Here is a 23531-nt window from a genome sequence, read left to right as displayed (position 1 = left end):
CCTGCCTTGTTGTTCATCCAGTCCTGATCTGCCGAAAATGATAAAGGGTTCCCCATCTATCTATTATATAGTAATTGGATGAGAAATTCAATACTTAAACGCGTAAATTGACAGATACTATACACCATATTGTATCAGTCGCTGATCACACCACAAGAGACTAATAAAAAGAGGTAAAAAAGGATTTTTTTAGGGGGAATATATTCAATCCAAGAGTATCACCCGTTCGTTTTGCCCATTATCCATGAATTTAATTTGCCGCGCATTTTCCGGCAGCACCTCCGGGAACATGTCCGCCCATTCGATGATGGTGACGCCGCCGGTGACATACTCGTAGAACCCGATCTCCTGCAGCTCGTCCTTTTTCTTGAGACGGTAGAAATCGAAGTGGTAGACGGGAAAATCCGGCGCGTCGTGGATATTGACAATAGAGAACGTTGGGCTCCGCACCGCGGCCGGGCCGCACAGCGCCTCCACGAACCCCCGCACGAACTCGGTCTTGCCGGTCCCGAGCTCGCCGGTAAGGGCGAACACATCGCCGGCGCCGGCCGTTCTTGCGACCCGTGCGCCCGCCTTGCGCGTTTCCTCGACCGAATGGGAGATGATTTTTTCGGGCATGGGCTTGTTTTCCGTTTTCCCTTTTGACCTCTCCCCTGCCCTTCACCGGATCAGGGAGGGGGGAAAAATCTTCAGAAAAAATTTTATCGCCGCGAAGCGGCATTCCGCTGAGAAGGCGTTGCGGAAACGTGGCGCTCGCAATGCGCAAGCGTTGCGACTCGCGCACGTTTCCGCTGGAAGGGGTGTGCCCCCGGATCACCTCCGCCGCGCTGTTACACATGGGACACGGCACGCCGTGCCCTTAGAAACGTACGCGGCGGCGGAAGCCGGGGGCCGGGGGAAACCACGGAGTGGTTGCCCCACCAAAACCTTATTTTGGCTTCATCACCGCGAGCGGAATAATAATCTCTTCCATCGATATCCCGCCGTGCTGAAAGCTGTTCTGGTACTGCTTCTGGAAATTCTCGAACTTGTCGGGATAGACAAAGTAGTAATTCTCCCGCGCGATGATGCAATAAGAATTGAGCGAGAACGCGGGCAGCCTGAACACCGTGGGATCGCTCAGGAACAGCGCGTGGCGCTCGTCGCAGGTGATGTTCTCGCCGAACTTGTAGCGCAGGTTCTTGGAAAGCTCCCTGCTGCCGTACACCTCGGTGCCGCGCGTGCACAGGGTGCTGCCGTGGTCGGTGGTGAGGATCACGGTGCAGTCCTGCGCCGCGAACTCCTTGAGGATCGCGAAAATGTTGGAGAACTGGAACCACGACTGCGTGAGGGAGCGGAACGCGGCCTCGTCGGGCGCGATCTCCTGCAGGATGGTGGAGGTGGAGCGGCTGTGCGTGAGCATGTCAACGAAGTTCACCACGATGGACACGAGCCGGTCCTTCTCGTAGGACCCGATCTTCTTGAGGAACTCCTTTGAGTCCGATGCGTCAAGGATCTTGACGTACTTCGGGTCGTCGGCAAAGTCCAGGCCGCAGCCCTTGAGCTTGCGGGCGAGGAGCTGGCGCTCGAACCGGTTGAGGCTGCTCTCGTCGTCCGACGGCGTTTTCCACAGCTCGGGATAGTCCTGCGCGATGTCGAGCGGGAATTTGCCCGCGAACAGCGCGTTGCGCGCGAACGGCGTGGCCGTGGGCAGGATGGAAAAGAAATAATTGCGCTCGATGTCGAAGTACTTGCGCAGCAGGAGCTCGATGGCGCAGTACTGGTCGAGTCGCATGCAGTCAAGCACCACGAAATAGACCTTCTTGCCCTCCCTGAGCCGCGGCACCAGAAACGCCTCCACCACGCCCGGCGAGAGCAGCGGCGGGTTGTTTTCGCCCTTGAGCCACTGCACGTAGTTTTCCGCGATGAAATCGCCGAACGCCGTGTTGCAGTCCGATTTCTGGCCCGCGTGCGCCTGGCGCAGGCCTTCGTCCTCCACCTTCTCCAGCTCGAGGTCCCATTTGGTAAGGTTGTCGAACAGGGTGGTCCACTCTTTCGCGGTCATGCGGGTCGACATCGACAGCCGGATGTCGGAATAGCTGCGCACGAATTTCTGCGTGATCTGCGTGGAGATGATCTGCTTTGAATCGAGCAGCTTCTTGCACACCGAAAGGATCTGGCTCGGGTTGACCGGCTTGGTGAGGTAGCCGTCTATTTTCTTGCCGAGCGCCTCGTCCATGAGGTGCTCCTCTTCGCTCTTGGTCACCATCACCACGGGCAGGTCGGGCACCATTTCCTTTATCTCCTCGAGCGTGGTAAGGCCGTCCTTGCCCGGCATCTGCTCGTCGAGCAGGACAATGTCGAACGCCTTTGGATTTTCCTGGATCAGGTGTATCGCGTCATGGCCGGAAAACACGGGCGTCACGCTGTAGCCGCGCGTCTCGAGGAACATGATGTGCGCGCGGAGGAATTCTATCTCATCGTCCGCCCAGAGGACTTTTTTTCTGGTGCCGCTCATGATTTTTGTCTCATTCAAGTTTTAACAAGAAGTTGGGCGCCCCGCCGCTTCGCTTCGGCGGCCGTCCTTCCGGTCTCGTGCTTCGCACTCGGGCTCTCCAGAGCGACCTCCAGTCCTGCCTGGCGCGCGGTAAACTGCTGACTGCCGCAATTGTCAATTTACGCCAAAGGCACGAGACTTTCAATCCAAAAAAATATCCAAAAAAGTTCACAAATAAAATACTTCATCTCACGCCTTCCCGCCCGTAACGTCAGGCGTTTGTTTTTTATCCATATACTTTTCCACTCCCACCGGCAAATCGATGCAGAAGGCCGTTCCTTTGTCCTTCTGCGACCACAAAAGGTAGATCTTTCCTTTATGGTAATCCTCAACGATGCGCTTGGCCAGCGTGAGCCCCAGGCCCCAGCCGCGCTTCTTGGTGGTGTAGCCCGGCGCGAAAATCTTCTTCTGGTCCTCCCACTGTATCCCCTTGCCGTTGTCGGTGTGGGTGATGCGCACGAGGCGGTCGCCCGCCACATGTTCCGTCTTGATCTCGATGAGGCCGTCCGCCTTGACAATCGCGTCAACCGAGTTCTTGAGCAGGTTCTCGAACACCCATTCGATGAGCTGCTTGTTCGCCGTGATCTGCGGCAATTCGCCCTGCGTGAGCCGGATCTCGATATGCTTGCCGAGAAACGGCAGCCGCGTGCGGAAATAGGTGGCCGCGTCGTTGAGCACCGTGTTGATGTCGCACGCCATGAGGGCGGGCACCGAGCCTATCTGCGAGAACCGGCTCGTCACCTTGCGCAGCCGCGACAGGTCGCTCTCCATGTTCTCGGTCACGGTGTGCACCTGCTTGACAAACTCCTCCGGCTCCACCGGCTCGTCGGTGTCGGTGACGCCGCGGATGTACTCGATCCATCCCATGAGCGACGAGATGGGCGTGCCGAGCTGGTGCGCGGTCTCCTTGGCGAGCCCCACCCACAGGTTGCTCCGCTCCGTGACGCGGATGTTGTGGAACCCCAGAAAGGCGAAGAAGATGAACGCCGCGACCAGCCCCGTTTCAATAAAGGGCATCCGCGACAGACCGTGGATGAGCTCGCTGTTGCCGAACACGAGATACCCGAGCCTCATCTTGGTCTCGCTCAGGTAAAGCACCTTGGGCGTGTAGCTTTTTTTGAACTCAACGATGCTTTTCCGTATCTGCTCGACCGCGGCCGCGGACGTGTCGTGCGGCGCCACCTCGGTGCGGTGGAAAAACGGCCCCTTCATCACGTTGCGCCACATGACCGGGTTCCACGACGTGTCCGCGATGATCACGGGAATGTTGGCCTTGCGGATGATCTCCTCGAAGATGACGTTCATCTCCTCGTTGTTCATGCGCTCGGTGATGGCGGTGCGGATGAGCTCGGCGTAGGTCTGAGTCACGCTCACCGATTCCTCCTGAAGCTCCATGATGATGGTGCGCGTGTACTGCGCGTACCAGATGAACCCGGCGATGCACAGCAGCAGCAGCACGTACCGCCCGGTAAAGGGACGGATGCGCATGAGGAGGTGGTAGAGGGTTGGGTTGGCCATTTTCTTATTTTTCTTTCTTAAACTGGTGGGGGCACCGCTTCGCGTTTCCCCCTGGCCTCAGCCTCCTCGGCCTTCGGCCTGCGGGGTCTTCGGCACACCCCCTCCTGCGAAGGGGCGCGCGAGGTCGCTCGCATTAAGCTCGCGAGGGCGTCGCCCCTTCGCAACGCAACCGCTATGGAATGCCGCTACGCGGCGATAAAATAGATACCGTTTACCCTGCATCTTACATTTTTACAACTTGTCAATTAAATTATCATCTCGAAACGCTTAAACTCATCAACCCATCAGCGCTGGAACGCATAAACGCTCCAGCTGCCAACCGCCAACTGTCAACTGTCAACCTTTTATAATTTCTTTCATCCCGTGCATGTACGGCTGTAGCACTTCGGGAATTCTGATTGATCCTGTGGTCGTCTGATAGGTTTCAAGTATTGCGACAAGTATTCGCGCGGTCGCGAGCCCGCTGCCGTTGAGCGTGTGCACGAACCTGGGCTTTTCGCCGGCCTTGGGCCGGAACCGAATGTTCATGCGGCGCGCCTGGAAGTCCTCGAAATTGCTGCACGACGACACTTCGAGGAATTTTTTCTCGCCCGGCGCCCATGCCTCGAGGTCGTAACACTTGGCGGCGGCGAACGAAAGGTCCGCGTCGCACAGCATGAGCACCCGGTACGCAAGCCCGAGCGCCTTGAGAATGCCTTCCGCGTCGGCGCGCAGTTTTTCCAGCTCGTCGTACGACGTTTCGGGCGCCACGAACTTGACAAGCTCGATCTTGTTGAACTCGTGCACGCGCAAAAACCCCTTGGTGTCCTTGCCGTAGCTTCCCGCCTCGCGCCTGAAGCACGCGCTGTACGCGCAGTAGCGCACGGGCAGCGCCGAGGCGTCGAGCAGCTCGTCCCGGTGAAGGTTGGTCACCGGCACCTCGGCCGTGGGGACGCAGTAGAGCTGGTCCTCGTTGATGTAATACATCTGGTCCTGCGACTTGGGGAGCTGCCCCGTGCCGAACAGGCTGTCGGCGTTTACCAGGAACGGCGGGAATATCTCGCGGTAGCCGTTTTTCCGCGTGTGCGTGTCGAGCATGAAATTGATGAGCGCCCGCTCGAGCAGCGCGCCCGCGCCCTTGTACACGGGAAAGCCCGCGCCCGCCACCTTTGCGCCGCGCGGGAAGTCTATGATGTCAAGCGCCGTGCCGAGCTGGATATGGTCTTTGGGCGCAAAGTCAAACGCCGCCTGGCTCCCCCATTCGGCGACCACCGTGTTGTCGGCCGCGCCGGCGCCGTGCGGCACGCTCGCGTGCGGGATATTGGGAATCCATATCGACAGGCCGCGAATCTCCCCTTCCACCGCCTTCTGCTGCTCGTCAAGCTCCTTTACTTTATCGGAAACATTTTTCATTTCCGCCATGAGCGCGGCAAGCTCCGTGTCTTTCTTTTCCTTCTTGAGCCTGGCGATTTCGGGCGATTTGGCGTTGCGCGTGTTCTTGAGCGATTCAACGTCGCGGATGATTTGCCGCCGCTTCTCGTCGAGCCCGAGCAGTTTGTCTATGTCAACGCTGCAGTTCTTGGCAGCGGCGGCCTTTTTCACGAGGTCCGGGTTGTCGCGGATGAATTGCGGGTCGAGCATGGGAGGTTAATTTTCCTTTTCGCTTTTTAATTGATGATGGCAACAGGTGATGAAAGTTGCTTGATGGACATATTGAAAAATAGCTTTTAGCGGGGATTGCGGATTAAAAATTAAAGGCATTTAATCTGGTGGGGCAACCACTCCGTGGTTTCCCCTGGCCCCCGGCTTCCGCCGCCGCGCGGTTGTCGAGTAGTGAACACTTTAGTGGGCACGTATCGAGACAGCGCGGCGCCGGCGATCCGGGGGCACACCCCTTCCTGCGAAGGTGCGCGCGAGGTCGCTCGCATTAAAGCTCGCGAGGCGCCGCACCTTCGCAACGCAACCGCTGTAGAATGCCGCTGCGCGGCGATAAAAAATTAATAAAGAAGATTTGACCGTGTGGCCCGGTGCTTGCGCCGGGTTCGGAATTTTAAAGAGAGAACAAATTTGACTAATATGATCCCATACAAAGGAGTTTTATCGGGCATTTTTACGATGGGCTAAACTATCGATATTCCATAGCTGTATAATACTGTCTTTAATTCGGTTCAGTTCTTACCGCTTTTTGTCAATAGCCGTGTTATCAACCATAAGTTTCCGATAAACCTCTTCAATTTTATGCTCCATGCTTCTTTCTTGAGGCATATCAATGAACGAATCTCCTTCATAGACTCCCTTCTTAAAAAGTATCGGATCATATCCGATCCATAAAAACAAAGTGTCGATTTTATTCATGCAAGTTGAATCGTTCATGACTTTGCCGGTGGGCATTAAACAGTATACTTGTTTCTTATGCAAATATGGTAATATCGGCTTTTCTGAGTATAGCGCTCTTGCCCGATAATAAATTATACCTTCAATATCGCCGGCACCTCGAACCATAAAAATATCCCTAAACGTAACTTTCCATAACGAAGTTACGACCTTGTCACTGTCTTTTAGCCGCACATAGTTTGATTTAAATGTATCCGCTGAGACAAAGCGCATGGTATCTATTTCAGCGCACACGAGGAAGTAACAGATATCAGGTTGCCGAGATTCTAAATATTTTGGAACATATTTTTCCGGGCATTGACCTGCCGCGCGGGGAAAGGTTACGAGCACGAGCAATAGAATCGTGGCTTGAAGGCCAAAATGATAAATTTCAATATCCGATTTCATACGCTGCACCCCGATAGTTAACCTTGCTTCTTGTCTATAATCTAAATCACCCCCCCCTCCCAAAGTCAACTCTCCTCTATCTTTATCATCGATCAAGAGCAAAGTGAGCCATGCTTCAGGAGATTGCTTCGTCGCACAAGGCTCCTCGCAATGACACCTTCATTCGTTTCTTTAACTGCCACACTAAAACAAATCCGGCATGACACCTTCTATCCGGCGTTAGGCCGGACTGGAGTGGTGCGCTGGAGCGCATTGCCGGCCGACCCCTCGCCGAAGGCGACTTGGGCGGTCCGGCAACGAGGCGAATAGCCGAGCCCGGAAGGAGGGCCGCCGCGGCAAAGCCGCGGAACGCCCATTTTTTGATTTTAAATTTCCAATTGTATCGGCATGTTTCCCCCATCATAATTTTCTATTAATTATTTTAAAAAACACAATAAGAACAAAAAGGCTTTACTATCGTGCAAAACTTCCCCTCCGTCGCATCCCTTCTTCCCCACCGCCCTCCCGCCGTTGTCGTTGACGAGATACTCTCATTTGACAAAGGCACCATCCAATGCAAAAGGACCGTTAAACCCGACGAACATTACGGCCCCGGCCTTTCTCCCGAAGGGATCGTGGAATTCTGCGCCCAGTCCGCGATCCTCTGCGAGGCAATGGCGAGCGGCGGGGCGATAAAACGTGGCGTGCTCGCAGGCATAGACGATTTCTTCTTTGGCAAAGCAGCGGCCGCCGGCGACGAACTGATCGCGGAAATAACCACGAAAACAAAATTCGGCAATCTCGCGCTGTTCGAATGCAAGGTGACCTGCAAGGACGAAAAGGCGGCGCATGGCTTCATCAAGGCGGCGCAATCATGAGCACGGCGCAGAAGAAAGCGGTGGTGCTGGAGCAAGGCAACATCCTGTGCGGCCTCGGTGAGCTTGAGGAAACCGTCACGGATCTGTTTGAAGGCGCAAGCGCCATTATACCCGGCCCGTGCTTCGGAGTGCCGGTGGCCTACGCGCCGTTCAAGGACGTTTCGTGGCGCAGCCTTGACGCGAGCGTAAAGGCGCTCGCGCCGTCCATTGATTTATTCTCCATTGACAAGAAAGATATTGTTTTCATCTTCTGCGCGGCAAAGGGCGACATTGCGCAGCTCGAAGAGTATTGCACCGCAAAAAAGCCGCCCGGTGCGTTCCTTCCCCTGCTTTCCTCGCAGGCCGAGTATGCAAAAAAATTCCTTGGAATAAACGCAGCGCGCGCCATCGTGATTTCGGACGCATGCGCATCAGGCGCGACCGGCGTAGAGGTCGGCCGCGATATGCTTCTTGCCGGCCGCGCAAGCGCGGCCGTTATTTTCGGGTTCGACGGCATATCGCGGTTCGTGGCCACCGGGTTCCACTCGCTCAACGCGCTGTCGCCCGCAGGCGCAAAACCGTTCGACGCCCGCCGCGACGGACTCACCATCGGCGACGGCGCGGCAATCGCGCTCTTGACATACAGGGAACCTTATAGCGGCGACATCATTGTCGCTGGAGCGGGAAGTTCAAACGACGCCAACCACCGCACCGGGCCGTCGCGCACCGGCGAGGGGCTTTTTCGCGCCGCTCAGGCCGCGCTCGCGGATGCGGCCGTGCAGCCTCCAGACATCGGCGGCGTGAAATGCCATGGCACCGCCACCAACTACAACGACGCCATGGAAGCAAAGGCGCTGTTCAGCTTGTTCGGCGAGGAAATTCCGCCCTGCTTTTCCATGAAGGGTGCCATCGGCCATACAAGCGGCGCAGGCTCGCTGTTGGAAATCCTTGTCGCCGCGGAATGCCTGGCCCGCAGGCTTGTCCCTCCCACTGCCAGATTTTCAAGTCTCGGCGTTGACGAAAAAATCCCCGTGTCCGATTCGATGCAACATCTTCGCGGCCAGTCGCTGCTGTGCCTTTCGGCAGGTTTCGGCGGAATCAACGCCGCGGCCGTTCTGACGGAGGCCGCATGAGCAGGCCTCTTTACATCGAATCTTTTTCCGCCCTGCTTCCGGACGGAATTTACAGCATGCGAGGAGTTATCCCCTGGGAAAGCGGCCAGAAGGGCGCGCAGGACGTCACGCGGCGGCAGGTGCTTGACAAACCATATGTCAATTTCGGCAAGCTTTCCCTTTCCGACAGGCTTGTCTTTGGCGCGTCATCGCTCATCCTTTCCCGCTATCCTCTCCAAAGTAAAGAAACCGCCGCCATCACGCTCGGGATCCGCGCGGGCTCGCTGTCCACCGACCTGCGTTACATGGAGTCGGTCATGGCCGGTTTTCCAAGCCCTGCTGTTTTCTCCGCGACGCTTCCGTCGTCCGCCATCGCCGACGTTGCCATTTATTTTGAGCTCAAGGGACCCAACCGGGTATGTGCGGGCGATGCGGCGAGCGGACTCACCGCGCTTGAACTTGCCTGCCTCCTGCTTGACAATGGCAAGGCGAGCGCCGCGCTGGTGCTGTCGGTCAACGCGATTGAGCCGGAGGATTTCGAGTCCCCGCTGCTTGACCAGACGATCGAGCGCCAAAACCGGGCATTTGCGTTTCTCCTGAACACCGTTCATCAAAACGGCGGCCTCGGATTCAGACTCAACGCCTCGTTCAGCCATTCGGACAAAGAGGTGCGGGGTGGCGCTGGGGAATTGTATTTTACCGAACTGACGAGGTTGCTTGTCCAGAAAATAAACGGCGGCGTTTCCGCGGCCTTGGGCGGCATCGAGGCGGGCATTTCAATCCATAAGGAATTTTGATGGAAGCATTGATCGACAAGCTCAAGAGCCAGATCATCACCGTGCTGAAACTGTCGGATGTCAAGCCCGAGGACATCGACGCGGACGCGCCGCTCGTGGGCGCGGGGCTGGGGCTCGACTCCATCGACACGCTCGAGCTGCTCGTGCTCCTCGAAAAGGAATACGGCGTGACGATCCCGGATGTCAATGTTGGCAGGAAGGTGTTCGCCTCGGTGCGCTCGCTTGCTGCGTACATAGAAGAAAACCGTCCCAAGGAGAAATAATTTTCTGGCCTCCCTTCCCATAATCAGCTCGGGCGCGGTGTGCGCGGCGGGTTCCGGCGTTGACGCCGGCTGCGCCGCGATCTATAAGGGAAAAGACTGCCTCACCCCGCTTTCCATTTTCGAATCCGGCCTGAAAACCGCACCGCTCTCGGGACAGGTCCAAAACCTTCGGGACGATTTCAAATCCCCCAACAGGACCATCGCGCTTGCCGCCATCGCCGCGTCAGAAGCGCTGGAAACCTTCACAAACAGGAAAGGCCTGTCATTCGGGCTCGTGTTCGCCACCACCGTGGGCGGGATCACGCGATCCGAGCTGTTTTACAAAGCGTACAAGGCCGACCCGAACGCCGTCTCAACCGCTGCGCAGGAACTTGCCTATCACGAACCGTGCGCCGCGTCCGGGTGGCTGTGCGAAAAATTCGAGCTCAACGGTTTTTTCACCGTGTCAACCGCCTGCTCAACGGGACTGCACGCGGTGGGCATGGCAAAGCGGCTCGTTGAGCAAAATGTGTTCGACGCGTGCCTTGCCGTCGGGGCCGACACGCTCTCGCTGCTCACCATCCGCGGGTTTTCGAGCCTCATGCTCATTGACCCCTCGGGCTGCAAGCCGTTCGACCGCCGCCGCGCCGGCACGAGCCTCGGCGAGGGCGCGGGAGCCATGCTTGTCGCATCGGAAAGGGCCGCCGACGCGCTCGGCGCCGCGCCGCTCGGGTGGATCAGCGGATGGGGCGCGTCCGCCGACTGTCACCACATGACCGCGCCGCACCCCACGGGCGCGGGCGCGCAGAAGGCGGTGCAGGCCGCGCTTGGCGAGGCCGGGCTTGCGGCCAAAGACATCGACATGATCGCCTCGCACGGCACCGCCACGCCCGACAACGACCGGTCGGAAATCTCGGCCATGCGGGCCGTGTTCGGCGAGCCGCCGCCGTTCTTCTCCCTCAAGCGCACGCTCGGCCATACGCTCGCCGCGTCGGGCATTCTCGAGGCGGTGTTCGCGGTACGCGCCCTGAAAGACGGTATCGTGCCGCCCACTGCCGGCTTCGAGGTTGCCGACGAGGCCATAGGCGCGGCGCCGAGCCTGTACCGCACGGCAACCATGCGGCGCGTGCTGAAAAATTCGTTCGGGTTCGGCGGCAACAACGCCGCCGCGGTGTTCTCCCTGTCAAAAGAGCAGGTGACGTCATGAACCCGAAACCCTTTTCCGTGCGCGGATTCTGCGCCGTGGTCCCCGCCGACGACAAAACATGGCAGGCCGAGATTCCGGCCCACCTCAAGCGCCGCGATCCGCGCATATGGCACATGGCCTACGTCGCGGTGGCGCGGCTCCTCAAGGAAGCGCCGGAACGGCCGCGGTCAATGGCCGTGGGCACCGCGCTCGGCGCGCTTGACGAAACAAAAAGTTTTCTCGACGGTATTTTCAAGGACGGGTTCGGCTCGCCGAAAAACTTCATCGCCTCGGTGCACAACAGCATGGCCGGGAAGCTCGCGCTCGAGTTCAAGATCGACGGCCCGAACCTCACACTGTGCGACGGACAGAACTCTTTTGCGTCCGCGCTCGCGTCCTGCGTATTGTTCCCGAGCAGCGCGTTCCCCTGCCTCGTGGTGGCGGTCGACGAGTCAATACCGCTTGTAAACGAGCTCGCTCCGCGCCTTTCGCCCGCGTGCGCGGCGCATCTCAAGGACGGCGGCCGGGAGGCCGCAATCGCGCTGCTTCTTGACAGAAGGGTGATACCGGAATCGCCCTCGATTCGCGCCATCGGCCCTGTCGCGCTCGCCGGGAAGGAACCGTCCGCCCTGGGCGCCGAGCTCGCCGCGCGGCTGGATAACGGTTCAGCATCATCAATTTCCCCCATTGAAAACTGCCGATCGTTCGCCAGCGCGCCGTTGCAGGCGTACGGGCGGTTACTGTCCAAACAGCCGGGCAGACTGGTGATAGTTTCGTATTCTCCTTCGTCAAAAGCCTGCGCCGCAGTGGAGGTACGTCTATGAACAATTTCGTTTTCTGGCTCGCGTCGCTTGCCGGCCTGGCCGTCGCGTTTGTCGCGCTGCCCGGCCTGCGGCTCATCATCGGGTTGCTCATGATACCCTATGTCGCCGTGGCCCTGTGGGGCATTTTCGACCTCAGAAGCAATTACTTCGTGCGCGCCTTTATCCGCAGCAACGGCGAAATCAAGCGCATCAGCCTCACCTTTGACGACGGCCCTGACCAGGTAATCACCGGCGCCATTCTTGACCTGCTCAAGCAGTTCGGATTGCGCGCCACGTTTTTCGTGGTCGGCGAAAAAGCAAGGGCGTTCCCGGACCTTGTCAAGCGCGCATATAAGGAAGGCCACGTGATCGCCTGTCACGATCTCAGCCACGGCGCGTCATCGAATCTCCGGTTCTCGGCCGCCATGGTGCGGGACATCGGCGAATCGCAGAAAATCGTCAGGGACATCATCGGCAGGAAAATGCTCCTGTACCGCCCGCCGGTGGGGCTCGCCAACCCGCACCTCGGCACCGCGCTTGACGTGTGCGGCATGAAATGCATCGGCTGGAACAAGAGCTGCCGCGACGCGGGGAACCGGCGGATCAACAATATAAAAAAGATTTCCAAGCTGGATATCACCGGCGGGGACGTGATTCTCCTGCATGACTGTCTGCCGGTTGCGGAATATAAGAATGTTCTTTTACAACAAGTCGAATTGCTGTTTGAAAGAATTAAACAGGAAAATTTTGAACCTGTGGGTGTGGATGAATTGTTTGAACTTGATGCGTATTCAAGAGATTGAAATCCAAGAAATAGATTTTATTGGAGGGGGAGCCTTCCCCCTCGCTCCGGCCCGGTCGCGATTCAAAATGTTACCGTGTCCAAAAAATGCGCGACCGGTCCTTCCGCTACCCCATCGCGGGTGCGGCCGGGTACCCGCAGTTGCAAGATTCACACATTGGTTGGGCGCACCCGCGAGCGCCGGTTGTATGGAATAAGAATCAACGCCGATTCAGTCGGTGTACAACATCTGTTTGAGGGTAAAATGATTTCAACAATTGAAAAATCCGTCAAATCAATCAAAAAATCTGATTCAACAATTAGCGCGGAATTCTGTTTCTCGGAAGAAGACCCCATTTTCGCCGGCCATTTTCCCGGCATGCCCGTGATCCCGGCCGTGTATCAGGTGGGACTTTGCAGGAGAATCATCGAACAAGATAGGAAACTCTCATTTGTTGGCGTCGTGAAATCAAGATTTTCCAAGATGTGCGTCCCGGGGAAGGATTATGCCGTAAAAATACTATTGACAAAAAAGGAAGCTGGCCTTGAAGCAACTTGTTCAATCTACGAAAGTGACGCAAAGGAACTGTGTTCTAAGATAGTGATGGATTTTAAATAATACATTCAGGGGAGAGGTATCAAACCGCCACATTTTCATTGATCAGGCTTTTGCTTTAGAGAATCTTCTTATCACAATCATTCCAATCCCGGCTAAAACCACCACCAGCGACATAATCACCGGCCAGTCACCCAGCCTCGTATACAATGTCGGAATCCTGCCGATGGACAGTTTCCCGGTCAAGTACGTGCGCGTGTAAATTTCCTTTCTGCAAAGAACGCGGCCGAACTGGTCCACGAGCATGGTGACGCCCGTGTTGGCCGAGCGCGCGAGCGGCACGCCGTTCTCGATGCAGCGCATGCGCGCCATGGTGGCGTGCTGGAACGCGCCCGAGGTCTTGCCGAACCAGCCGTCATTGGTGATGTTGACCAGCAGGTTCGCGCCGCGCTTCACCCGCTGGCGCACCAGGTCGGGATAGATTATTTCGTAGCAGATGAACGGCGCGGCGCGCATGACCGGCCCGATGGAAAACACCACCGGGTCATTGCCCGTCTTGAAATCGGCCTGGCCAAGGTTCACGCGGCTCAGAATGGGAAATATGCCCTGGAACGGCAGCGCCTCCGAAAACGGCACGAGCCGCATTTTATAGTACGGCGTGAACGTGAGGGTGTTCGGATCAAGGTAAAATGCCGAATTGTAAACGAAATATTCCCGCGCCGAGCCCTTCGGCGCATTGTCCCAGTGCAGCGCGCCCACGATCATGGGAACGTGAAGTTCCTTCGCCCACGACGCGACCCGGTCGGCGAGCATTGGCCTGCGGATCAGGTAGCACAGCAGCGCGCTTTCGGGCATGATGATGAGGTCCGGACGGTCCTTTGCCGCGCGCCGCACCAGGGTTTCCACAATGTCAAACGAGCTGTCGAGCGAATTTGCGCCCCAGTGGTTCTGGTCTATGTCGCTCTGGAGCGCGGCGATGGTCATGGTTTTCGCATGGGCCGGCGACGCCGTTTTCATCCTGACGAACCCCCAGGCCCCAACCGCGATCAGCGCCGCGGCAAACACCGGAAGGCCGCGGTCGATTGCACCTTTACGCCTGAGAATGCTCACGAATTTCCACACGAGCACGTTGCCCAGCACCACCACAAAGCTCAGGCCGAACACGCCGGTGACTGACGCGAGCTGGGACAGGGGAAGCAGCGGCGTCAAAGAATAGCCGATGAGGTTCCATGGAAACGATATTTCGCCGAGGCCGCGCACATATTCCACCAGCACCCATAACGCCGGAAATACCAAAACGTAAAGCGTCGGAAATTTTTTCCTGCTCCACCTGAACAGAACACCCAACAGGAGAAAGTAAAGCCCCTCGTACAGACAGGCAAGCGCCACGCCGATCAGCACCAGATGCCACAGCCCTTCGGGAACCACGAACGCGATCCAGTAGAACTGGCAGCCCGACGCGATGAGCCCGAACAGGTATGAATGCCATACCGCGCGCTTGAAGGAAGGATTCAGGCTGATCAAAAACAGCGGCAGGCAGATGACGAAACTCAGCAAGGGAAACAGCGTGAACGCCGGATGCAGCAGGCTGTTGAACGGCGGCAGGCCAAGGGCATATGCCGCGCCGGCAGCAAGGGGCAGCCAGAGGCGGTTTTTCTGATTGTAATATCCGACAAGTTTATTTAATAAGGGTTGCATGATTGGATAAAAATAAAACATGTGGGAAGCGGGTGCTTGAAATGACGGACCGAATTTTCATCAACAACAGGCGATGTCATCAAAAAACTGTGCCTTCATCAGAATCAAGTATATTTTAACCATCATCGCGCGGCATCCCAAAATATTCAAGCTGAAAAATCCGTATCCCTGATGGTATAATTTCATTCTATCCATTTTTTAGCAAGGAGTGCCGATGCTCAAGGAAAAAGTGCAGAAAGTGATAGACACCATACGCCCCAACCTCCAGGCCGACGGCGGCGACATCGAGCTCGTTGACGTTGGAGAGGACGGCGTGGTCAAGGTGAAGCTCCAGGGCGCGTGTCACGGATGCCCCGGCGCCGCCATGACCCTCAAGATGGGCGTTGAGCGGCTGCTCAGGGCGAATGTTCCTGAAGTAAAATCGGTTGAAAACGTCAGCTGAAAAATTTTCCTTTGCCATGTAAGGCTGGAAAACGGCTTATATGGAAACTAAAGCCACGGGCGGAATCCTCCAAAACGTCACTGCGGGGCTTGCCAGCCCGAAGATGCAGTCGGCGTGGCGCAATGCCTGGACAAAGGCGACCTTCCTCGGGTTCTGCTGGGCCAGCCTTTTCATCTTCATCGGCATCGCCTACCTTTCCTATTATCTCGTCCATCCGCGGCTTTTCCAGATCGCGGTGTGGCTCGACCGCGCTACGCTCATCGCGCTGGCCGGCGTCACGGTCGTGGTGACCAGCGGGCTCACGCTCATCACCGTCACCGCGCTCACCGGATGGGACCTGCTCTACCCGCACGGCAAGCAGTCGGTGACCGTGAAATTTCTTTTTCCCCTCGCGGCGACCCTGAGCCAGGTCCTCGGCGTGAACCGCGCCAAGCTGCGCACCTCGTTCATCAAGGTGAACAACTCGCTCACCAAGGCGCAGCGCAGACGCATCCGCGGCGACCGCATCCTCATCCTGCTCCCCCACTGTCTGCAGATCGACGTGTGCAACCGCAAGCTCACGTCCGACGTGAGCAACTGCGCCCGCTGCGGCCGCTGCCCCGTGGGCGGTCTCGTTGACATGGGAGAACGCCTCGGCCTCAAGATCGAGGTGGTGAACGGCGGCACGCTCGCGCGGAAAAAAGTGTCCGACTTCAGGCCCGACGGCATCGTGGCCGTGGCCTGCGAGCGCGACCTCACCTTCGGCATCCAGGACGTGCACCCCATCCCCGTGTACGGCGTGATCAACGACCGGCCCAACGGCCCGTGCTTCAACACCTGTGTTGATTTGAAGCTGGTGGAGGACGGGATCAGGTTTTTCAGGAGAGAGCCGGTTAATAGTATTGGTTAAGGATGATGCCCGACCGACCTGTCTATTTTGATTTGATTTTAATTTCGCCACCGCTTTCGGGTGGGCGTCCGGCTTTTTTTTCATCAGATAATTGAAAAATCTGCTTTGGTAAAAATTAATTGCCCCAAAATCCACACTAAGGTATTTTAAACACCTGTTTTTGAGAATCCACGGATTCATGCAGGCACCGAAATTTAATTCAATTTTTTTCTCTGTGTCCTCCGTGTCTCTGTGGCGATTTTCTTACGGTCCCTTCGTCTAGTGGTTAGGACACAGGATTTTCATTCCTGCAACATGGGTTCGATTCCCATAGGGACTACCAATCATGCCGAAAGACACTAATTAATTTGCCCTTCGCAAAATCTCATCCCTGTATAAAATGAGAGGTTTTGATTTGATCTGGGGGGCCAGGATTTCGCGGTAAAGCCCTGGCTCAACGGCCCATGAAACTGCGAAACTCTGAAATGTCAAAATAAACCGTCAGCTCCATACATTTTCCGTCTTTTACCTTCCATACTTCCGCATCATCTTGATGAAGCCTCGTACCTTTTGGCGATATATGATCATAGCACCGCACATGCATAGTCGCCTGCGGTAATCAGCAACTTTACTTGCACGTTTTCCACACCTTTGAGAAAGCTCGCAAACGACTGAATAAAAGCGTCTTTTCCTTCGGCGTGGAGTTTCCCGCTTGCATCGGAAAAAACAATGGCCGAATCCAGGTTCCTTTTCCATTCATCATTTTTTGCCGCCAGACCATGGTAAAAACTCCGGACGATTTCTTGTATCGTCATACGCGTCCGCCTCCGGTGTCAGAACAAGGCTATTCCACAAATATTTTCCCTCATCGCGAGTAAAAGGCAAAGAGCGTGCCGACCGAAAGGACCGTGGCGCTCGACCACGTTTTTTCATCTTGAAAACCATTTTGCCAATAGTAAGAAATTTTCCCAATCTGCGAATAAATCTGAGAATAAAACCGACAATCGATTTGGGAAGTGATTACTTTTTCGTAAAGTCGTGGATGGCATTTGTCTTGCATTACCAGGCAAACGGTGTCTGGGGCCCTTTCGCATTTCTAATAAGGGGGGAAATTATGGATTGCCTGAAGGGAAAACAATGCTATTTTTGGGAAAAGTGCGGCCACCGCGACATAGCGGAATGGTGCGCCCTGCACCGGGATTTCACGGACGGAAAGCCCGACGACACGACCGTCCTTGAAATTCCCTCCAGGGACTCGTCCGGAATCGAGCATCAAGTTGCTTAAAGGTAATTCTTTTCACCGGGGAACATCGAAGCCGCTGAAGGCTTTTTAGGCCTGTGTTGCGATTCCCATTCCCGCTAGCTCAGGCCTTCCTCGAAAAAACAATGAATTCCTCGCCTTCCTCGTCCGTCAATTCAACGGTCAGTCCTGACCTTTTCAGCGCAGGAACCAGTTCATCGGCAAGGTCCGTGCCGGGGCCGATATCGAACATGTCCCTGAAATCACCTGTTTCCTCGGAGTAATACTTCTCTCCCTCCGGAAGCTTGGCAAGCTCGCTTTCCACGTGCGATTTGATGACGGAAACCATCGCATCGTCCATGCGATCTCCCTAGGCCTTTATTTTTTTCGACCTGCGATACAATATGAAGGCGTGAAGGTACGGGAAGGTGAGAACGGCAAACACAATCGGCAGGCAAAGCCGGGCCATGGATGAGGATAGCGCCACTCCGCCTTCGGCTGAAAAAGGTTCATCGTTAAAAACAGGCTCAAAAAGAATTTCTTTGCAGGAAGATTTTTCCGTTATAAGGGCATACCTGAGGCCGGTGAAATAGCCGTACGCCTTGCCGGTGAGCGCAGGATCAAAAAGTCCGGCCTTCACCCGCGCCGATACGATCCGAAAAGAAACCGCCCCGACCAGGGACAAAAATAATTTCAGCAACCACCGGAGGACCTTATACCGAAAAGATGAATCCCCTAAAAAAACCCATGCTTTCTTCAGGGGGATTAACTTATCGGAAAAAGGGCGTTTCCCTTTTTCCGCCGCGCCTTCTTCCTCTTCAATCTTTTCGCCATGCGGATGCTCCTGGACGATGGAACGCGGCTTCTCCTCATGAGAAACGGACGGCTTTTTCTCCTCCATTTTCGGATGCGGTTCGGGCGGCTCCTTCTCTTCTGGCGGCTTGCGTGAATCAGAAGAAAATATTCTGAATCTTCCAAGGAGAAGAACGATAATGGCCTTTTTCCTGAAATCAAAGACGCAACGCAACAATTTCGGATGCAGCCACCAGCCGGAAACTTCCGCAACCGCCGCAGAGGACTCCTTGACAGAGCCGGAACACGCGATGGTAATGGGGGGAAACAGGATGATCGACGAAACAACGACGAAAACGGTCAGGAGTATTGCAAGGATGGTAACAACCATGTTGTTTATCCTCGATTCATTTCGTCCTGAGCAAATAACAGAGGCTATCCCGCGGGCTGCATGAACGGCATCACCTGCGGCGAATGCTCTTCCGGTTTCGCAAGCAGCGGCCCGCTCTCGGTGACGACCTGGTCCATCACCACGTCGTGGTAGGCGAACGGCACCCGCTCGTCGGGCCCCATGATCTGGCAGTCGAACGCCAGGCCGTAGATCGGCACCGTGCCTTTGAGCTCCTTGCAGAACCGGTCGTAGCTGCCCTTGCCCCTGCCGAGCCGGGAGCCGTTCCGGTCGAATGCCACCGCCGGGCACAGCACGAACTTGATGTCGGTCTTGAAGAAATTATCGCGCCGCTCCCGCGCGGGCTCATACACGCCCAGGCCCTGGCTTAACACAATGTCTTTGTCCAGGTTCGTGATCTCCCCCATGCCCATGGACGAATCCTCGTGCGAATACGGTATCACCACGCGCTTGCCGGCGGCAAGCATCTCGAGGATGGCAGGCCGCAGGGCGGCTTCCGCGCCGATTTCCACATACGCAAGCACCGACTTTGCCTTGACAAAGGCGGGATCTTTTTTCAGGTGCTCCCAGATTGCCGCCGATTTCGCTGCCCGCTGCTCCTCACCGAGGTCCTTGCGCCTGCCGATGTAAACCTGCCGGAGCGCCTCCTTTTTCTTGGCAATCTCCTGGTCGAAACTGGGCATGGGTTCGTCGAGTTTGGTGAGGTCGTTTATCTCACGCCGCACCTTGTCGGTGTACATGCGGATCTGGCCGATGAGCCGTCCCGCCTGCTTGAGCATGGCCGGGATCTCCTTTGACCCGAAAAAGATCAGGATGAGGGCCATGATGATCAGGATTTCCGAAAAATCAAGTCCAACGTTCATGCCTCGCGCCCCCGGGTCAAGAATGAAACAAGGATGCTCACCCCGTAGATGATCATGAGCGGCAGGGCCATGAACATCATGGACATGGCGTCGGGCGGGGTGATCACCGCGGCGACGATGAAGATGAGCACGGTGGCGTGCCGCAGCTTGCTCACGAGGAATTGGGGCGTGAGGAGCCCCATGCGCGTGAGTACCCACGACACCACGGGCATCTCGAACACGATCCCGCAAGCGACGCTCAGCTTGAGCATGAACGAGATGTACTCGTTCGCCTTGAAATAGGGCATCATGGCGCTCCCTCCCCAGGTCGTGAGCACCTTGAGCATCCACGGCAGCATGAAATAGGCGAAGGTCAGGCCGCAGAAAAAGGAAAACGTGGACGAGATGACCACGGGCAGCACGACCTTTTTTTCCTTTCCGTAAAGCCCGGGCGCCACGAACGCCCACAGCTGGTAAAAGATGAAGGGGATGGCGACGATGAGGCCGCACACGAGGGCAATCTTGAAGCTGAGCATCACCGCCTCGGCGGGCGCGGTGTAAATGATGGACGGCTTCGGGTTCGCGTACCTGAGGGGGTACACCAGCAGGAAATCGAAAATCTGGTGCCAGTAAATAAAACAGGGGATGGCGCAGACAAAAACGGCCACGGAACTCTTGATCAGGCGGCCCCGGAGTTCCTCGAGGTGATCAAGAAAATTCATGCCCTCGCGGGCGTCCTGGTTATCCTTCTTTCTTAGTTTCCGAATCAGGTTTGCTAGCATTCGGCTTTTCCGCCTCGCTTATTTCCTTTGTTGCTTCGCTTGACGCCTTTTTGAACTCCTTGATGCCCTGTCCGAGGCCCTTTGCCAGTTCGGGTATCTTTTTTGACCCAAAAAGCAGGACGATGACGAGCAGTATGATGATCCAATGGATTGGGCTTAATCCTCCCATATCTTACCCCTTTCGATGAAATATTCTACCTTTTGTAATGGACGATCCAAAGTATTATCCCGCAAACACGCTATAAAATATATTAAGAGACGATTGACGGCGCGATGATTCCTCTTTTCAATTTCGCATAAGCCATGAACCCATCCTCTCCCGAAAACGTTGTTTACGGAATACACCCCGTCGGCGAACTCCTTTCAACCGGAATACGGCGGATAGACCGCCTGTATTTTGACAAAGACGGCAAATCCGCCGCGCTGTTCGAGCTGGTCAAACTTGCGAGAAAGGAACGACTCGCCTACCAGATGGTGCCTGCGCAAAAGCTCGGCCAGCTCTGCGGCAGCGACAAGCACCAGGGAACGGTGGCGTTGTGCAGCGCAAAGGAATTCATGGAGCCCGACGCGCTGCTCGAAATGCTATCGGTAAAAACAACCCCGCCGCTCCTTTTCATCCCGGCGTCGGTGGAGGACCCGCGCAATCTCGGCGCGCTCATCCGCACGTGCGTGGCGTTCGGCGTCGACGCGATGCTGCTCGAAAGAAAAAACACGGCACCCATCGGCCCCACCGTCGCCAAGGCGGCAGCCGGGATGCTCGAGCACCTGCCCCTGGTGAAGCCCAAGAACCTTGAGGGGCTCGTTGCCACGCTCGCGGCAAAGGGATATGCCGTAGTGGGGGCCGCGGCCGGCTCCAGTGAAAAACCGCAGGACATCGATTTAACCGGTCCGTCAATCATCATCACGGGCGGGGAAAACCGCGGCATCCCGCCCTACCTCGCCAAGCAGTGCGCCCGCACGGCAGCCATCCCCATCGCGGCCGCGGCAAGCTCGCTCAACGTGTCGGCAGCTGCGGCAGTGCTGCTGTACGAGTGCGCGCGGCAGAGGGATTTCGCTTTTGTAAAGAATACTCCAACTTAGTAAGATTTTTTTTGCAAAGTAATGTGACAAGACGGGCGTTCCGTCCCCGTTAGAAAAACGGAAACCAATTTAGTGAGAACAAATAGCGGCTATTGGTTTCCCAGCCCGAAAAACGAATCCATCGTGTTCTCGATGTCTTCGCCGCTGATGATGGGATTTTTTGATGCGCCCGGCGCCGGCGGCGCGGCAGGTCCCTGGGCGGGCCTTTGCGGCGGCGGCGTTTTCCGCGGGACTTCGGCGCCCTCCACGACAATCGCCTCGGGCGGCGCTGAAGCGGAGGCGAGCTGGTTCCTGTCCCACTGCATTGTTTTTTCAGAGTGATCAACCGACATAGACCTGGTGTCGAGTTGGCTCGCCGGCTGCCGGAAGGGCTGCTGCATCCGTGCCGTTGCCGGCGCGGGCGGCACGGCCGCGGGCATGCGCGGCCGCTGCGGGGCTGTCTGCATTGGGTTGGGCCGTCTTACTTGAGGCTGCCGCTGTACCCGGATGGTTTCATCTTCGGGTTGCACCTGCGGCATTTCCGGAGGCCGGTAGATGTTCTCCGGGTGTACAGACGGCTGCGGCATGGCGCGCATTTCCGGAATGGCAAATTCCTCGGGCGCCGCCTCCGGCTGCCGGGACGTCACTTCGGTCTGTCGCGGGGCGGTTTCGGCGGGATAGCCGGCCGCCGGGGCGGCTGGCTGCTCCTGCACCTCATACGATGCCCTGAACCGTACAATCTGTAATTCCATGTACTTGACAAAATAAATGTCGAGGATGTGCATGTTCGCGGTGAGCAATTTATGCATTTTATCTATTTTGGGGAGCAGGGCGGTCCGCAGCCCGTGCGCGTTCATGGACTTGGACAATGCTGAAGACAGTATTTTATCCGCCTCCGCCGATTCATCGGCGATTGTCTTTACAATGAGGTTCCTTTCGCGTGTAAGCTGGCGCTCCGCCTTGTTGATCACGTACAGCGCGATCCATATGACCGAGGAGAGCAGGAGGCCCAGGATGAGGCCGATTCCAGCCAGAATTACCGTGTCGTTCATATCGTTGGTCCTTTCGCACAAGGCGAGTGGGCATTTATTACAAACATATTACTATCATAACACCCATGAAGGGGAAAAATCAACCATTAATTTGGCGCATTAATTGCATAGAGGCGGATCAGGTCAGGCGGGATCTTCGGCGGCTTTTCTTGACTCGAGCAGCCACCATACGAGCCCTGCGAGCGCGGGAAGCACCATGTTGATCGCCAGCACCGATACCGATGCAAGCACCGCGATGGCACCCGCGCCGGGTGCGGCGCCGGCCTTTGACAGGAAAAGTTTGAAGGAGTATTCGCGGATCCCCATGTTGGCGATGAAGAACGGGAAGAAAATCATAAAGGCATAGGCTTCAAAAGCGCAAACGATGTCGGCAGAAATGTCCGGACTGCCGAACATGAAAAATAAAAACACCGTCTGGCAAACAACCGACAGGTGCGCGGCAATCGAATATAGTATAACGCCCCACAATGTCGCGGCGTCGGTTGCGGGAATGAAACGTTCGGCGAATGGCCAAACTTTTTCCTCGCAAAACCGGCCGAGAATTTTTCTTGCATTCTTCCCCGAGGCAAGGAGGACAACGGCTGCGGTTGCAACGGCGATACAGATACCGCCGGCAAAAATCACCGTCTGTCCTAATGTAATTCCATGCCGTGATGAGTGAACCGCCGCTGCGATAATGCCCGCAGCAACGGTCGCGATGCCGGCGCATACCTTTTCAAACGCCACCGCCACCACCGTGTCGGACTTTTTCGCCGCGGGAATCGACATCCCGCGAAGAAGCTCACCGAACTTTCCCGGCGTCACAAACGCGAGCAGGTTGCCGAACAGCATTGTTTTTACGGCAAGGCCTGCGCCGATGCGCATGCCGTACGCCTTGCACACCAGTTGCCAGCGCAACACCTGGAAGAAAAAGTTCGCCAGGCCGGCAACCAGCACCGCAACGAGGGGCATCGCGGCAAGTTTTATTTCGAAAAGCCTTATCCGGCCGTAGCCGAGGTTTTTGTTGACAAGATACACAAACAGCGCCGTGACCAGCAGTTTCAGCGGCCACACGTAGCGTTTGCGGTTGAAAGGTTTTACTATTTTCTGAATTGCCTGAAAAAAGTCCATAATCGGTGATTGAATTCAATTCAATTTCTTATATCAATTTAGTACTTGCATCAAATCTACCTTGCGGCCACAGAACTTCGGATACAAAATTGATGCCCAGTCCGCGCGTT

26 protein-coding genes and 1 tRNA gene are annotated in these 23531 nt (G+C 56.4%); 13 read left to right on the top strand and 14 right to left on the bottom strand.

Annotated features, from left to right (window positions below):
• Positions 1–204 precede the first annotated feature (204 nt).
• The 5 genes from tsaE to VLX68_08670 form a co-directional block, all read right to left on the bottom strand.
• On the bottom strand, positions 205–618 hold the full coding sequence (gene tsaE, locus VLX68_08690; GenBank protein ID HUI92309.1) for a tRNA (adenosine(37)-N6)-threonylcarbamoyltransferase complex ATPase subunit type 1 TsaE: 414 nt from the start codon (positions 616–618) through the stop codon (positions 205–207).
• 310 nt (positions 619–928) lie between these two features.
• Positions 929–2497, bottom strand: a complete 1569-nt coding sequence (locus VLX68_08685) for a bifunctional response regulator/alkaline phosphatase family protein (GenBank protein ID HUI92308.1) — start codon at positions 2495–2497, stop codon at positions 929–931.
• A 228-nt stretch (positions 2498–2725) separates the two neighbouring features.
• The gene (locus VLX68_08680) at positions 2726–4054 is read right to left on the bottom strand and encodes a HAMP domain-containing sensor histidine kinase (protein HUI92307.1); all 1329 of its coding nucleotides are present in this window, start codon (positions 4052–4054) and stop codon (positions 2726–2728) included.
• Positions 4055–4390: 336 nt separating this feature from the next.
• The gene (serS, locus tag VLX68_08675) at positions 4391–5674 is read right to left on the bottom strand and encodes a serine--tRNA ligase (GenBank protein ID HUI92306.1); all 1284 of its coding nucleotides are present in this window, start codon (positions 5672–5674) and stop codon (positions 4391–4393) included.
• A 534-nt stretch (positions 5675–6208) separates the two neighbouring features.
• Complete coding sequence (locus VLX68_08670) at positions 6209–6910, bottom strand: hypothetical protein (GenBank protein ID HUI92305.1); 702 nt, start codon at positions 6908–6910, stop codon at positions 6209–6211.
• A 362-nt stretch (positions 6911–7272) separates the two neighbouring features.
• On the opposite strand from VLX68_08670, the gene VLX68_08665 reads away from it, so the two are divergent.
• The 8 genes from VLX68_08665 to VLX68_08630 all read left to right on the top strand — a co-directional run bounded on the left by VLX68_08665 (position 7273) and on the right by VLX68_08630 (position 13190).
• Positions 7273–7671 carry a hypothetical protein gene (locus tag VLX68_08665; GenBank protein HUI92304.1) on the top strand — a complete coding sequence of 133 codons (399 nt, stop codon included), beginning with the start codon at positions 7273–7275 and terminating at the stop codon, positions 7669–7671.
• On the top strand, positions 7668–8783 hold the full coding sequence (locus tag VLX68_08660) for a beta-ketoacyl synthase N-terminal-like domain-containing protein (GenBank protein ID HUI92303.1): 1116 nt from the start codon (positions 7668–7670) through the stop codon (positions 8781–8783). The genes VLX68_08665 and VLX68_08660 overlap by 4 nt, the downstream gene beginning before the upstream one ends.
• Entirely contained in the window at positions 8780–9559 is a 780-nt protein-coding gene (locus tag VLX68_08655; GenBank protein HUI92302.1) for a beta-ketoacyl synthase N-terminal-like domain-containing protein, read from the top strand. Before VLX68_08660 ends, VLX68_08655 begins: the two co-directional genes overlap by 4 nt.
• Positions 9559–9822: a phosphopantetheine-binding protein gene (locus tag VLX68_08650; GenBank protein ID HUI92301.1), complete on the top strand. Its 264-nt coding sequence runs from the start codon at positions 9559–9561 to the stop codon at positions 9820–9822. Before VLX68_08655 ends, VLX68_08650 begins: the two co-directional genes overlap by 1 nt.
• A 37-nt stretch (positions 9823–9859) precedes the next feature.
• Positions 9860–11008 (top strand): beta-ketoacyl synthase N-terminal-like domain-containing protein, encoded by a 1149-nt coding sequence (locus VLX68_08645; protein ID HUI92300.1) that lies wholly within the window; start codon positions 9860–9862, stop codon positions 11006–11008.
• A complete protein-coding gene (locus VLX68_08640) occupies positions 11005–11811 on the top strand; it encodes a beta-ketoacyl synthase chain length factor (protein ID HUI92299.1) in 807 nt (268 codons plus the stop codon). Before VLX68_08645 ends, VLX68_08640 begins: the two co-directional genes overlap by 4 nt.
• Positions 11808–12593, top strand: coding sequence for a polysaccharide deacetylase family protein (locus tag VLX68_08635; protein ID HUI92298.1), 786 nt, complete (start codon positions 11808–11810; stop codon positions 12591–12593). The genes VLX68_08640 and VLX68_08635 overlap by 4 nt, the downstream gene beginning before the upstream one ends.
• 75 nt (positions 12594–12668) lie before the next feature.
• Complete coding sequence (locus tag VLX68_08630) at positions 12669–13190, top strand: hypothetical protein (protein HUI92297.1); 522 nt, start codon at positions 12669–12671, stop codon at positions 13188–13190.
• A 42-nt stretch (positions 13191–13232) separates the two neighbouring features.
• Here VLX68_08630 and lnt read toward each other — a convergent pair whose 3' ends face one another.
• Positions 13233–14825 carry an apolipoprotein N-acyltransferase gene (lnt, locus tag VLX68_08625; protein HUI92296.1) on the bottom strand — a complete coding sequence of 531 codons (1593 nt, stop codon included), beginning with the start codon at positions 14823–14825 and terminating at the stop codon, positions 13233–13235.
• Positions 14826–15039: 214 nt separating this feature from the next.
• Here lnt and VLX68_08620 point away from each other — a divergent pair, with 214 nt between their 5' ends.
• The 3 genes from VLX68_08620 (at position 15040) to VLX68_08610 (ending at position 16478) form a co-directional block, all read left to right on the top strand.
• Positions 15040–15267, top strand: a complete 228-nt coding sequence (locus VLX68_08620) for a NifU family protein (GenBank protein ID HUI92295.1) — start codon at positions 15040–15042, stop codon at positions 15265–15267.
• A gap of 40 nt (positions 15268–15307) precedes the next feature.
• On the top strand, positions 15308–16156 hold the full coding sequence (locus VLX68_08615; GenBank protein ID HUI92294.1) for a DUF116 domain-containing protein: 849 nt from the start codon (positions 15308–15310) through the stop codon (positions 16154–16156).
• Between the two features lie 247 nt (positions 16157–16403).
• Positions 16404–16478: transfer RNA gene (locus tag VLX68_08610), tRNA-Glu, on the top strand.
• Between the two features lie 241 nt (positions 16479–16719).
• On the opposite strand, the gene VLX68_08605 is transcribed toward VLX68_08610, so the two are convergent.
• Positions 16720–16950, bottom strand: a complete 231-nt coding sequence (locus VLX68_08605) for a nuclear transport factor 2 family protein (GenBank protein ID HUI92293.1) — start codon at positions 16948–16950, stop codon at positions 16720–16722.
• 299 nt (positions 16951–17249) lie between these two features.
• Here VLX68_08605 and VLX68_08600 point away from each other — a divergent pair, with 299 nt between their 5' ends.
• Positions 17250–17420: a hypothetical protein gene (locus VLX68_08600; protein ID HUI92292.1), complete on the top strand. Its 171-nt coding sequence runs from the start codon at positions 17250–17252 to the stop codon at positions 17418–17420.
• A gap of 79 nt (positions 17421–17499) precedes the next feature.
• Here the strand turns inward: VLX68_08600 and VLX68_08595 are convergent, their stop codons facing one another.
• Genes VLX68_08595 through VLX68_08575 form a run of 5 tightly spaced genes read right to left on the bottom strand, consistent with a single transcriptional unit; the run spans position 17500 to position 20369 of the window.
• Entirely contained in the window at positions 17500–17736 is a 237-nt protein-coding gene (locus VLX68_08595; GenBank protein HUI92291.1) for a hypothetical protein, read from the bottom strand.
• A gap of 9 nt (positions 17737–17745) precedes the next feature.
• Positions 17746–18558 carry a DUF2953 domain-containing protein gene (locus VLX68_08590; protein HUI92290.1) on the bottom strand — a complete coding sequence of 271 codons (813 nt, stop codon included), beginning with the start codon at positions 18556–18558 and terminating at the stop codon, positions 17746–17748.
• Positions 18559–18602: 44 nt separating this feature from the next.
• A complete protein-coding gene (locus tag VLX68_08585) occupies positions 18603–19439 on the bottom strand; it encodes a 5-formyltetrahydrofolate cyclo-ligase (GenBank protein HUI92289.1) in 837 nt (278 codons plus the stop codon).
• On the bottom strand, positions 19436–20140 hold the full coding sequence (gene tatC, locus VLX68_08580; GenBank protein HUI92288.1) for a twin-arginine translocase subunit TatC: 705 nt from the start codon (positions 20138–20140) through the stop codon (positions 19436–19438). Before tatC ends, VLX68_08585 begins: the two co-directional genes overlap by 4 nt.
• A 19-nt stretch (positions 20141–20159) precedes the next feature.
• The gene (locus VLX68_08575) at positions 20160–20369 is read right to left on the bottom strand and encodes a twin-arginine translocase TatA/TatE family subunit (protein ID HUI92287.1); all 210 of its coding nucleotides are present in this window, start codon (positions 20367–20369) and stop codon (positions 20160–20162) included.
• 134 nt (positions 20370–20503) lie between these two features.
• Between VLX68_08575 and VLX68_08570 the strand changes: the two genes are divergently transcribed.
• Entirely contained in the window at positions 20504–21280 is a 777-nt protein-coding gene (locus VLX68_08570; GenBank protein HUI92286.1) for an RNA methyltransferase, read from the top strand.
• A gap of 89 nt (positions 21281–21369) precedes the next feature.
• On the opposite strand, the gene VLX68_08565 is transcribed toward VLX68_08570, so the two are convergent.
• Positions 21370–22311, bottom strand: coding sequence for a hypothetical protein (locus VLX68_08565; GenBank protein HUI92285.1), 942 nt, complete (start codon positions 22309–22311; stop codon positions 21370–21372).
• 123 nt (positions 22312–22434) lie between these two features.
• On the bottom strand, positions 22435–23421 hold the full coding sequence (locus VLX68_08560; GenBank protein HUI92284.1) for a lysylphosphatidylglycerol synthase domain-containing protein: 987 nt from the start codon (positions 23419–23421) through the stop codon (positions 22435–22437).
• Positions 23422–23531: the final 110 nt, after the last annotated feature.

The organism is Chitinivibrionales bacterium, from assembly GCA_035516255.1.
In the GTDB taxonomy this organism is placed as follows: domain Bacteria; phylum Fibrobacterota; class Chitinivibrionia; order Chitinivibrionales; family FEN-1185; genus FEN-1185.
Note: the sequence above shows the minus strand (reverse complement) of the source record. Positions and strands in the feature narration are given on the sequence as shown.